The following is an 11627-nucleotide window of genomic DNA, read 5'->3' on the forward strand; positions in this document are numbered from 1 at the left end:
CCTGCCGCGTGGCCGGGCCGCGCGCGGCGGCCAGGCCCGCGTCCAGCTCGGCGCCCAGCAGGTGCAACTGGCGCCAGGCGCGCGCATGGTCGGGGTGGGCGGCCAGCCAGCATTGCAGGGCGTCGGCATCGACGCCGCTGTCGTCGTTGCCCATGCGCAGCTGCCAGGCGATGGCTTCGTCGAGCACGCGCGCGTGTACCGGCGCGTCGTCCAGCGCGGCGGCGGTCATGCGGCCTCGCCGAAGCGCAGGCGGTAGGCATGCCGCAGGGCGCCCGCCAGGTACTGCCGCACGCGCGGCACCGACACGTGCAACTGCTCGGCGATCTCGGCATGCGTGAGGCCGTCGAGGCGGCTCATCAGCCACGCGGCGCGCGTCTTGGGCGTCAGGCCCTGCAGCACCGCATCGACGGCCTGCAGCATCTGCACGGCGGCCAGGCGCTCCTCGGGCGACGGCTGCAGCGCCTGGGGCTGGTGCGCCAGGTCTTCGAGGTAGGCCCGCTCCAGCGCGCCGCGCCGCCAGAAGTCCACCAGCAGCCCCTGCGCGACGGTCGTCAGGTAGGCGCGCGGCTCGCGCAGCACCTCGGGCGCCAGCGACTGCGCGGGCCGCCCGAGCAGGCGCGCGAAGGTGTCCTGCGCCAGGTCGGCCGCGTCGTCCCCGCAGCCCAGCCGCCGCCGCAGCCAGGCTTGCAGCCAGCCGTGGTGGTCGCTGTAGAGCGCGTGCAGGGGGTGGGCGGACATGCTCGTCGATGATTTTGAGAATGATTCGCGATTATAGAAGACCGCCCGCATCCAGCATGACTTTTACAATGGCGGCCATGACCCTCCGCACCCCGTACGAAGACTTCATGCGCCACGTGTTCGAGCACGGCGCCGCCAAGGGCGACCGCACCGGCACCGGCACGCGCAGCGTGTTCGGCCACCAGATGCGCTTCGATCTGAACGAGGGCTTCCCGCTGGTCACCACCAAGAAGGTGCATCTGAAGTCCATCATCCTGGAGCTGCTGTGGTTCCTGCGCGGCAGCGGCAACGCGCGCTGGCTGCAGGAGCGCGGCGTGACCATCTGGGACGAATGGGCGCGCGAGGACGGCGACCTGGGCCCCGTCTACGGCGTGCAGTGGCGCAGCTGGCCCACACCGGGCGGCGGCCACATCGACCAGATCGCGCAGGTGATCGACACGCTCAAGACCAACCCCGACAGCCGCCGCATCATCGTGAGCGCCTGGAACGTGGCCGAGCTGGACAAGATGGCCCTCATGCCCTGCCATGCGTTCTTCCAGTTCTACGTGGCGGACGGCAAACTGAGCTGCCAGCTCTACCAGCGCAGCGCCGACATCTTCCTGGGCGTACCGTTCAACATTGCGTCCTACGCGCTGCTCACGCACATGGTGGCGCAGCAGTGCGACCTTCAGGTGGGCGACTTCATCTGGACGGGCGGCGACTGCCACATCTACAGCAACCACTTCGAGCAGGTGCAGACGCAACTGGCGCGCACGCCCTACCCCAGCCCTACCCTGCACATCAAGCGCCGCCCGCCGAGCATCTTCGATTACGAGTACGAGGATTTCGAGGTGCGGGGGTATGAGCACCACCCTGCCATCAAGGCGCCCGTGGCGGTATGAACATCCACCTGATCTACGCCCGCGCCGCCAACGGCGTGATCGGCAAGGACGGCGCCATGCCCTGGCACCTGCCGCAAGACCTGGCGCACTTCAAGGCACTCACAGAGGGCCACCCAGTCATCATGGGCCGCAAGACCTGGGACTCATTGCCCGCCCGCTTTCGCCCGCTGCCGGGGCGGGTCAACATCGTCGTCACGCGCCAGGCGGATTGGATCGAAAACGGGGCCCAGCGCGCATCCAGCCTGCATGATGCGCTATCAATAGCAGAGCAAACGGATACTACGGCCTGGATCATCGGCGGCGCGCAGATCTACGCCCAGGCCCTGCCCTTGGCCACACGGGTGGAAGTCACCGAGATCGGGCGTGATTTCGAGGGCGATGCCCATGCCCCCGAGCTGGGGCGCGAATGGATGGAAACCGCGCGCAGCAGCCACGTTGGCGCGGGCGGGCTGCCCTACAGCTTCGTCACCTACGTGCGGCGCGGGTGACGGGGCTGGCGCCTTGCAGTTTATGAGTCAAATTGTCCTCCAGCGCTTATCCATCAAGCGCTGGCAGCTATCAATTCAATAGCTATCGCGTTGTCAGGCGGGCTGTGGCACCGCGTCGCGTTCGCGCAGCCACAGCACCAGCCCGCACACCAGCACCACCGCCTGCGTGCCGATCAGCATGCCGAAGCCTGCAAAGAACCCGCCGCCGGACGAACGCGAAGTCCAGCCGATCACCGCGCCCATGATGGCCGGCATGAAGCCCGCCACCAGGCTGCCCGCGCCGTTGACCACGCCGTAGGCGCTGGCCACGTGCTCGGGCCGCGCGCAGTGCTGCACGGTGCTGGGGATGGCCGGGCTCATCAGGCCCCAGCAGAAGTTGGCGGCGATCAGGCAATAGGCCGCCGCATAGCGGTCCTGCATGTGAATCGCCAGCCACACCGCCAGCGCCACGCCCAGGCTGCCGCCGACGAAGATCAGCGGCACGTTGCGGCGCGGGATGCGGTCGATGATCACGCCGCCGACGAACACCGCCGCCACGCTGGCGTACTGCGGCAGCGAGGCCAGCCAGCCCATCTCGCGCAGCGAGAAGCCGCGCGACTCCTTCAGGTAGGCCGGCAGCCAGTTGCTGCTGCCCCACAGGTACGACAGAAAGGCGGCCGTGAGCACCGTGACCAGCACCAGGTAGCGCGTGTGCATGGCGCCGCGCACGATCTGGCTGACCTGCCCCACCGCGTCGCCCAGCGACTGGGGCTTGGGCAGGCCCGTCTCCACCTTCGGCATGCGCACGAAGGCCAGCACCAGCGGGATGCCCAGCGCGATGTTGATGAGGCCCAGCACGTGGAAGGAGGTCTCCCAGTCATGCCCCGCCACCAGGTAGCCGACGAAGGGGTAGCCCACGGCCAGCCCCAGCCCGGTGCCCATGTTGACCAGCGAGTTGGGCTTGCCGTTCTCGCGGCTCTCGAAATGCGCCTTGATGTAGCTGCCCGCCAGCGAGAACAGCGGCCCCTCGGACACCCCCAGCAGGATGCGCGAGGCCAGCAGCAGCCCGTAGCTGCTCATCGTGGGCGACAGGAAGGTGACCACGCCCCACAGCACCAGCCCGCCGATCAGGCTGCGCCGCACGCCGAACAGCGCCGCGCAGAAGGGCGTGAGCACGAAGGAAGACACGCCATAGCCCACCATGAAGGCAGTGGCCAGCAGGCCCTGGCGCGTGCGGTCGTCGGGCGTGAGGCCGATGTGCGACAGGAAGTCCCGGTCGGTGATCAGGACGGAAATATTGATCCGATCGACGTAGGAGATGGCAACGATCACGAACAGCGTGATCACGCCCCACCAGCGCAGTGAACGTGGGTCTTTCATGGTGCGGCCTCCGGGGCGTGGGCGGTTTGGAGCGGGCGGCTCAGAAGAAGTGGCGCACGCCGACTTCGTAGCCGGTGGATCTGCCGCCCAGCGAGCCGACAGGCGCCGTCAGCCCCTGTGCGCTGATGACGCGCTGCGCGCCGTCCTTGTTGTTCACCCGTGCGTAGGCCGTGTACAGCTGGGTGCGCTTGGACAGGTTGTAGCCGTAGCCGATGGCGTACTTGCGCCAGTCGGCATTGCTGCCGCCCGTGTCGTAGCGGGCCACCGAGGCGCGGATCTCGCCCGCGCCCACCGGCACCTTGGCGCCCAGCTGCAGGCCGCGCACCTCCAGGTCGCCGCGCTTGTGGCTGGCCCACAGCAGCATGGGCTGGACGACGCCGAAGTCGTAGCTCAGGCCGACGTTGCGAAAGCGCTGATCCTGCGCCGACGTGGCGCCCGTCAGCTTGGCGGCCGACGCCGAGGCGTGCAGCGGGCCGCTGCGGTAGCCCAGGCGCACGCCGTCGTACCTGCCGCCCGTCGCCGGTTCGCTGCTCAACTGTTCGCTGAAGGCATGCTGCACCTGGCCGTAGAAGCCCCCAAGATTGGACGGCGTGAAATAGCTGACCGCATTGCTGATCTGGATGGTGGGCGCGCCGTTCAGCAGGAAGGCATTGGTGCCGCCCACGCCGTTGGTCAGGAAGGGATCGAAGATCAGCGTGTTGAGGAAGGTGGCCGAGTCATCGCGGCCCAGGCGCAGTTCGCCCCAGCGGGTGTCCGTCAGGCTGACGGTGGCGCGGCGGTTGAAGCCGGAAGTGCTGAGGAGACCCGTATCGGGCGCAAGGCCCGTTTCCAGCCAGAAGCCGGCCGACAGCCCGCCGCCCAGGTCTTCCACTCCGCGGAAACCGAGGCGGCTGATGTTGGCGCCGCTGTGCGACAGGCCGGTGTACGAGCCGCCGCTGGCCGCAACGTGGGTGATGCCGAGATCGACGGTACCGAAGAGGGTGACCGAGGACTGCGCGTGGGCGCCTGCGGCGGTAGCGGCCAGCACTGCGGCTGCCAGAGCGTGGGTAGCGGGATGGTTCTTCATGGCTATGCCTTTGGGACTGAAAAAGAGAGGGGATGGCGCCGCGCTAGATGTCGAGCACCAGCTTCTTGCCCGTGCAGCGCGAGACGCAGATCATCATGGTCTTGCCCGACTGGCGTTCTATCTTGGTCAGGATGCCGTCGTGGTGGTCCAGCTCGCCGTCGAAGCCGAGCACCGCCGTCTCGCAAGCGCCGCACACGCCTTCCTTGCAGCTGTGGTCGGGGTTCAGACCGGCGTCGATGAGGGCGTCCAGAACCGACTTGCCGGCGGGCACGTCCACCGTCTTGCCGGACTTCTCGCACACCACCTCGAAGCCGTGCTTGTCGCTGGCGGACTCGACCACCACCGCCGCGAAGCGCTCGATGTGGGCGTTGGCGTAGCCGAGCTGCTCGCAGGTCTTTTCGAAGGCGTCGAGCATGGGCGTGGGGCCGCAGCAGTAGTAATGGCTGTCGGCGCCGCGCCCGGCCAGCAGCTTGGCGAGGTCGGGCGGCGCGCCCTGTTTGTCGTCGAAGTGCCAGGTGATGGAGGCCGTTTTGCCCGCCAGCGCCTCAATGCCCTCGATGAAAGCGGCCTCCTTGCGGGTGCGCGCGCAGTACACCACCTCCACCGGTCGGCCCAGGGCCGTGAGGCGCTGCAGCATGCAGTAGATCGGGGTCACGCCGATGCCGCCGGAGACCAGCACGCTGCGGGGCGCGTCCTCGTGCAGCGGGAAGTTGTTGCGCGGCGCGGAGATGTCGATCACCTGCCCCACGCGCAGCTGCTGGTGAACGTAGCGCGAGCCGCCACGGCTCTTCTTGTCGTGCAGCACGCCCACCACGTAGCGGCCACTGTCGCTGGAAGGGTTGCACAGCGAGTAGCTGCGCACCAGGCCGTTGGACAGGTGCAGGTCGATGTGCGAGCCGGCCTCGAAGGGCGGGAATTCCACGCCAGCGGCAGCCGGGCGGAATTCAACGCTGACGATGCCGTCGGCCTCGTATCGCATGGTGTGGACCAGGGCCTTGAGCGTGGGGGCTGACATGGCGGGAAACCTCGTGTGGTTCGTATGCTGGAGATCAGGCGGTCGCCGCTGCCTGCTTCTCGACCTGCGCCTGCGCCTGGCCGCGCAGATAGCGGCGCAGGCGCACGATGCCCAGGTCGTGCTGGTACAGGTTCTCGTGCTGGTTGGCATCCTGCGGCATCTGCTCTAGCACCACGCGGTCCTGCTCCAGCACGTGCCAGTGGCGCGCCTCCAGCCGGTTGCGGTAGAGGAAGCGCCAGGTGTCGCGCTGCCAGCCCGGCGCCAGCTTGCGCACGCGCCAGAAGAACACGGCCGACAACTGCGGCGAGATGGGCGTCACCATGCCGATGATGATGAAGTTGCCGCCGGGGCCGCCGGTCTTCGGGTAGGGAATCTCCAGGCGCATCCAGTGGATGCCGGTATCGGCGAACTCGGTCCAGTCGAAGTTGACGTTGCGCTGGCCCTCTTTCTCGAACACGAAGCCGGTGTCGGTCGGGCGCACGGCGAACTTGGCCGTGCTGTCGCCCTCGGCCATGGAGTGCGACTGCTTGTGCAGGAAGGTGCCGTGCATGGGGTCCATCACGTTGTCCAGCGCGTAGCGGTAGTCGCACTTCCACTCGGTGTAGCAGAGGAAGGACGAATAGGTGCCATCCTGGGTCAGCTCATCGGGCAGCACCAGCGGCGGCGGCTCGTCCACCGGCGCGCTGGCGTTGTAGATGAATATCACGCCAGCGACCTCACGCACGTGGAAGCTGCGCGTGGCCTTCTGCCCTTCGAGCTTGCAGCCGGGGCTGCCCGGCACGTTGACGACGACGCCGTCGTGGCGCACTTCCACACCGTGGTACGGGCAGGACAGGCGGTCGCCCATGGTCACGCCCTGCGACAGCGGCGCGCCACGGTGCGGGCAGCGGTCTTCCAGCGCATGCACCTGGCCTGCGGTGTCGCGCCACAAGGCCAGCTTGTAGCCAAAGCGCTGCAGGCTGACGGGCCGCTCGTTGACAAAGCCGGAGGGGCACACGGCGTGCCAGAGGTCCTGCAGGCCGGTTTCCAGGCGTTGATCGACCGGATCGATTCGTGGGGTGCTCATAGTGGTTCTCCTGGAGGAAGGGAGTGCGAAGGACTCAGCGGCTCAGGGCCGCCATCTCGGCGCCGTAGTTCTCTTCGGTCCACGGCTGGCCTGCGCGGGTCGTCATGCCCTGGCGGTTGAGGCTCTCGACCAGGCCGGCAAGGTCGTGAATGCCCGCTGCAAAGCTGCGCTCGATGGCATCGCCCAGCAGGTCTTCGTAGTTGGTGGGCGGGCGGTACTGCGCCTGCCGGGGTTGCAGATAGCGGTCTGCGGCCAGGCTCGGCGGCGCCGTCGGGCTGCTCACCCCCACCACCTGGATCAATTGCATGATTCGTTCGGCCATGGAAGAACTCCTGCGGTTACGTGTCAAAGAAAATGCGAACTACTCGGCCTTGATGCCGCGCGACTTGATGACGCCAGCCCACACGGCCGTCTCGTCCTTCATCGCCTTGGCAAAGGCAGCTGGCGTCATGGTCGCCTGCACCATGCCCTGCCCCTGGAGCTTGGCCTGGATCTCCGGCTGTGCCAGGATGGCCGCAGCGTCGCGGGCCAGTTGTTCGGCCACCGCAGGCGGCGTGCCCGCTGGCGCCAGCACGCCGTACCAGGAGGTCACGTTGACACCCTGGATGCCCTGCTCCGCCAGCGTGGGAATGTTGGGCGCCACCGGGGTGCGTTGCGCCTCGGTGATGCCCAACGCCACCAGCTTGCCGTTCTGGATGAAGGGCAGCGCGGCCGGCAGGTTGGTGAACATCAGCGGCACCACGCCGCCCAGCACGTCGTTGAGTGCGGGCGGCGTGCCCTTGTAGGCCACGTGCAGCATGTCCACACCGGCCTGCTGCTTGAACAGCTCGCCAGCCAGATGCAATCCGCTGCCGATGCCGGGCGAGGCGTACGACAGCGTGCCCGGCTTGGCCTTGGCCTGCGCCACCAGGTCCTTGGCGCTCTTGATGCCACTGGCGGGCGAGGCCACCAGCACGTTGGGCGCCTTGGCCAGCATGGTCACGGGCACGAAGTCCTTCTCGATGTCGAAGGGGAACTTCGGCATCAGCGTGGGGTTGATGGTGAGGTTGCCCGCTGGCACCACCAGCAGGGTATGACCGTCGCCCTTGGCGCGCTTGACTTTCTCGATGCCGATGTTGCCTGCGGCCCCGATGGCGTTCTCCACCACGGCTGGCTGCCCGTAGCGTTTGGCCAGGCCGTCGCCCAGCACGCGGGCCAGCATGTCCACCGGGCCGCCCGGCGGGAAGGGCGAGACGATGGTGAAGCGCTCAGCCGAGAGCTGTTTGGCCACGTCGGCGGCGCCCTGCGCCAGTGCGACGGGCAGGGCCAGCGCGGCGAGCGTGGCGGCGAGGAAGGAATTGCGCAGCATGGAGATGGAGGAGATCATTTTTTTTCAGTCAGAAACTTGCCGCCGGCCTCGGCGCCCCTTTGGCGGCGGGTGTGGCCGTCCAGGCCGCCGTCCACGGCCCATTCGGCGAACACCGTGGGGCCGGGCTCGAAGTCGCGCGGCTGCCAGTCGGCGGTCAGCTCGTCCTCGTCGGCGTAGTACTCGATCAGCCCGCCGGCCGGGTTCTTGAAGTACCAGAAGTAGGCCGAGGACACGGGGTGGCGGCCCGGGCCGAGCTGGGTTTCCCAGCCGCAGCGCGAGAAGTGCAGGCCGCCGCCGAAGACTTCGTGGATGTCGCGCACGGTAAAGGCCACGTGGTTGATGCCGCGCTTGCCCGTGGGCAGTTGCAGCAGGAACAGGTCGTGGTGGCCGCCCTTGGGCGCGCAGCGCATGAAAGCGCCGCGATTCGGATAGCGGTCGGACGAGACGAAGCCCAGGCGGCTGGCATAGAAGGCCTCCACCGCCTTCACGTCGGCTACGAAGAAGACGACGTGGCCCACCTCGATGGGCGTGGCACGCTCATAGACCGGCGCGGGGGCATTCACGCGGGGCCGGTCGCTCCAGGTATTCATCTGTGCGCTGCGGACTTCGGGCACGGCATGCTTGCGCGTGACCTGCAGGCGCACCGCCAGGCCATTGGGGTCGGTGCAGCCGATGCGGCGCGCGCCATCCACCACCACGTCCATGAAACCGGGATCGTTGCGGATGGCATCGGCATAGCGGCCCAGGTCGGCTTCGGTTTCCACGCCCCACACCACTTCACGCAACGTCGGGCCTTCTTCGATGGCAGTCGGCAGGCCGGGCTTGTCCATGGCGGCCACGATCACGCGGCAGCCGTTGAGGCACTCGAAGACGAGCTCGTCGGCGCTTTCGCTGGCCAGGGACAGGCCCCAGTCCTGGAAGAAGCGGCGCGCGAGCAGCAGGTCGTCGGTGCCGTAGGTGATCTGGTCGATGCCGAGAACGCTCATGTCCGTCGCTCCGTTCAGTTGGCCCAGGGAATGGGCTGCTCGTTCGTGCCCCAGTACATGCTCTTTTGCTCCATGTACTGGAAGATGCCCTCGCGCCCCTTCTCGCGGCCCAGGCCCGAGTCGCGCCAGCCGCCGAAGGGCGTGGAGACGGAGAACTGCTTGTAGGTGTTGACCCACACGGTGCCGGCCTGCACGGCGCGGCCAAGCTTCCAGGCGCGCTTGAAGTCGCGGCTCCACACACCCGCGGCCAGCGCGTAGACGCTGTCGTTGGCCTGCGCGATCAGCTCCTCCTCGGTGTCGAAGGGCATCGCCACCAGCACCGGGCCGAAGATTTCTTCCTGCGTGATGCGGGCGTTGTTGGTCAGCCCTTCGAGGATGGTCGGCGTGTAGAAGTAGCCCTTGTCGAACCCGGCGCCGTGCGGACGCACGCCGCCGGTGCGGATGCGACCGCCCTCATCCACACCGAGCTGCACGTAGCGCTCGATGCCCTCGCGGTGCTTGGCGGTGATCAGCGGCCCCATCTGGGTGCGCTCGCTCGCCGGGTCGCCCACACGCAGGTTCTTGGCCGCCTCGGCCACGCGCGTGACGAACTCGTCGTAGATGCTGCGCGCCACGAACAGGCGCGAGCCCGCGATGCACGACTCGCCCGAGCTGCTGAAGATGCCGTAGAGCACGCCGTTGACGGCGTGGTCGAGGTCGGCGTCTTCCAGCACCATGGTGGGCGACTTGCCGCCCAGCTCCAGCGAGACCGGCATCATCTTGTCGGCCGCGATGTGGGCGATGTGCTTGCCGGTGGTGGTGCCGCCGGTGAAAGAGACGCGCTTGACCAGCGGGTGCTTGGTGATGGCATCGCCGATCACCGAGCCCTTGCCCGGCAGCACGCTGACGATGCCCTTGGGCACGCCGGCCTCTTCGCAGATCTTCGCCAGTTCCAGCGCCATCAGCGGCGTGACCTCGGCGGGCTTGACCACCACCGCGTTGCCGGCGGCCAGCGCGGGCGCCAGCTTCTGCGCCTCGCTGGCGATGGGCGAGTTCCACGGCGTGATCGCGGCCACCACGCCCATGGGCTCATGCACGCTCATGGTCACGTAGGCGCCGCGCGACGGCGTGATGGTGTCTTCCAGCGTCTCCAGCGCGGCGGCGAAGAACTGGAAGGTGCCAGCGGCGCTGGCCACCAGCCCACGCGTCTCGTTGATCGGCTTGCCGTTGTCCAGGCGCTGTTTCTGCGCCAGTTCCTCGCCGCGTTCGCGGATGAGGGCGGCCACGCGGTGCAGCACGGCCGCGCGCAGGTGCGGCAGCATCTGCGCCCAGCCGCTGGTGCGGAAGGCGTGGTCGGCGCGGGCGATGGCCTCTTCCACGTCGGCCAGGCTCGCGGCCTTCACGCGCGCAATGGGCTCTCCGGTGGCGGGGTACAGGCTTTCGTACACGTCGCCGCCGCCGAGGCGCCATTCGCCGGCCACGTTGATGGGAAGCAGTTCAAGCTGGGACATCGTGGGTTCTCTTGGTTGGATGGATCAGATGACGAGCGGCGCGACACGGCCACGCAAGGCCCGTGCCGCGCTGTAGACCGTCAGCGCCGAAGTCTTGGGATTGGCGGCCAGCGCCTGGTTGCGCATGGTCAGCTCGAAGCGGCCAAAGGCGCCAGCCGCCTCGACCTGGTGTACGTTCTCGCTCACGCCGGGGTCGGCGATCAGGCGCACCGTGGTGCGGTCCAGCCCCAGGCCGGCCAGCGAGACGGTGGCCGCCACGTTGGCGTTCTTGGGATACAAGCGCGCGGCCTCGCGCGCGCTGCCCTCGAAGATCACCGTCTCGGCCGCCAGCCCCGCCAGGTCGCGGCCTTCCTCGGCGGGCGTTCCGGTCCAGGCGTGGGGCGGCTTGCGGCCGGTGTAGCGCACCGTCTCCAGCCCGCCGATGCGCGCGGCGGCCAGCGCGTCGATGGCGCCGATGGCGCCCGCGATCAGTTGGGCTTGCGTGCCGCCTTCGCGCGCGGCGGCCTCCAGTTGCTCTGGCAAGCCCGGCGCCGACAGCGCACCCACCGAGGCCACGATGGCCGGCACGCCGCGCCGCAGGGCGGGCAGCACGTGCTGCTCGATGGCCGCGTGACCCGCAGCCTCGATCACCAGGTCGATGCCTTCGGCGGGCACGGCCTGCGCCACCTGCGCGCCAGGCGCCAGGCGCTGCGCCACGGCCTGCGCGGCAGCCGCGCCCTCGGCGGGCACGACGATGGCGGCAGCCTGAAGGCCCGCATCGTCCTTCACCAGTTCCAGCAGCGCGGTGCCGATGGCGCCGCAGCCGATCAGGGCGAATCGCACGGTCATGTCGTCCTCACGCAGCCGGGGTGGCGGGCACCTGGTCGAGCTTGTTGACCGGCGGGCCGGAGAAGGCCGTCTTGAAGCTTCCGATGGCGCGCATGTCGATCTCCAGCAGGAAGGGGCCTTTCTTCGCCATCGCTGCGTCCAGCACGCCGGGCAGCGCGTCCAGGCTCTGCACGCGGGCGTGCGGCAGCTTGATCGAGGCGCAGAGCTGCGCATAGTCCGGCGTGTGCAGTTCCACGTAGCAGCGGCGGCCGCCGTAGGACGCATCCTGGATGTTCTGGATCACGCCGTAGCGCTGGTCGTTCATCAGCACGATCAGGGCGTCGCACTCCTCCTGCACCAGCGTGGCGAGTTCGCCCAGGTTC

Annotated in this window: 14 protein-coding genes; 2 read left to right on the top strand and 12 right to left on the bottom strand. The window is 68.5% G+C overall.

Annotation, left to right across the window (positions count from 1 at the left end):
* Together QM569_RS11335 and QM569_RS11340 are read right to left on the bottom strand one after the other, a co-directional pair.
* On the bottom strand, window positions 1-229 hold a 229-nt coding region (locus QM569_RS11335), incomplete at its 3' end, for a FecR/PupR family sigma factor regulator (RefSeq protein WP_414987338.1).
* Window positions 226-738 (bottom strand): sigma-70 family RNA polymerase sigma factor, encoded by a 513-nt coding sequence (locus tag QM569_RS11340; protein ID WP_414987339.1) that lies wholly within the window; start codon window positions 736-738, stop codon window positions 226-228. The genes QM569_RS11335 and QM569_RS11340, both read right to left, overlap by 4 nt.
* A 68-nt stretch (window positions 739-806) precedes the next feature.
* Between QM569_RS11340 and QM569_RS11345 the strand changes: the two genes are divergently transcribed.
* A complete protein-coding gene (locus QM569_RS11345) occupies window positions 807-1619 on the top strand; it encodes a thymidylate synthase (RefSeq protein ID WP_414987350.1) in 813 nt (270 codons plus the stop codon).
* Window positions 1616-2107 carry a dihydrofolate reductase gene (locus tag QM569_RS11350; RefSeq protein WP_414987340.1) on the top strand — a complete coding sequence of 164 codons (492 nt, stop codon included), beginning with the start codon at window positions 1616-1618 and terminating at the stop codon, window positions 2105-2107. The genes QM569_RS11345 and QM569_RS11350 overlap by 4 nt, the downstream gene beginning before the upstream one ends.
* Before the next feature lie 93 nt (window positions 2108-2200).
* Here the strand turns inward: QM569_RS11350 and QM569_RS11355 are convergent, their stop codons facing one another.
* The 10 genes from QM569_RS11355 to QM569_RS11400 form a co-directional block, all read right to left on the bottom strand.
* A complete protein-coding gene (locus QM569_RS11355) occupies window positions 2201-3466 on the bottom strand; it encodes an MFS transporter (protein WP_414987341.1) in 1266 nt (421 codons plus the stop codon).
* 40 nt (window positions 3467-3506) lie between these two features.
* Window positions 3507-4532: a porin gene (locus QM569_RS11360; RefSeq protein ID WP_414987342.1), complete on the bottom strand. Its 1026-nt coding sequence runs from the start codon at window positions 4530-4532 to the stop codon at window positions 3507-3509.
* Between the two features lie 43 nt (window positions 4533-4575).
* Entirely contained in the window at window positions 4576-5547 is a 972-nt protein-coding gene (locus QM569_RS11365; protein ID WP_414987343.1) for a PDR/VanB family oxidoreductase, read from the bottom strand.
* Window positions 5548-5581: 34 nt separating this feature from the next.
* On the bottom strand, window positions 5582-6613 hold the full coding sequence (locus QM569_RS11370; RefSeq protein ID WP_414987344.1) for a Rieske 2Fe-2S domain-containing protein: 1032 nt from the start codon (window positions 6611-6613) through the stop codon (window positions 5582-5584).
* Between the two features lie 34 nt (window positions 6614-6647).
* Complete coding sequence (locus QM569_RS11375; protein ID WP_414987351.1) at window positions 6648-6869, bottom strand: recombinase-like helix-turn-helix domain-containing protein; 222 nt, start codon at window positions 6867-6869, stop codon at window positions 6648-6650.
* 105 nt (window positions 6870-6974) lie between these two features.
* A complete protein-coding gene (locus QM569_RS11380; RefSeq protein ID WP_414987345.1) occupies window positions 6975-7979 on the bottom strand; it encodes a Bug family tripartite tricarboxylate transporter substrate binding protein in 1005 nt (334 codons plus the stop codon).
* A complete protein-coding gene (locus QM569_RS11385; protein WP_414987346.1) occupies window positions 7976-8947 on the bottom strand; it encodes a VOC family protein in 972 nt (323 codons plus the stop codon). Before QM569_RS11385 ends, QM569_RS11380 begins: the two co-directional genes overlap by 4 nt.
* Window positions 8948-8961: 14 nt before the next feature.
* Window positions 8962-10437: an aldehyde dehydrogenase gene (locus QM569_RS11390; protein ID WP_414987347.1), complete on the bottom strand. Its 1476-nt coding sequence runs from the start codon at window positions 10435-10437 to the stop codon at window positions 8962-8964.
* A 24-nt stretch (window positions 10438-10461) separates the two neighbouring features.
* Window positions 10462-11265, bottom strand: coding sequence for an aspartate dehydrogenase (locus QM569_RS11395; RefSeq protein ID WP_414987348.1), 804 nt, complete (start codon window positions 11263-11265; stop codon window positions 10462-10464).
* Between the two features lie 7 nt (window positions 11266-11272).
* The coding region (locus QM569_RS11400) for a thiamine pyrophosphate-dependent enzyme (RefSeq protein ID WP_414987349.1) at window positions 11273-11627 on the bottom strand (355 nt) is incomplete at its 5' end.

It is taken from the genome of Acidovorax sp. (genome assembly GCF_047607405.1).
In the GTDB taxonomy this organism is placed as follows: domain Bacteria; phylum Pseudomonadota; class Gammaproteobacteria; order Burkholderiales; family Burkholderiaceae_C; genus Acidovorax.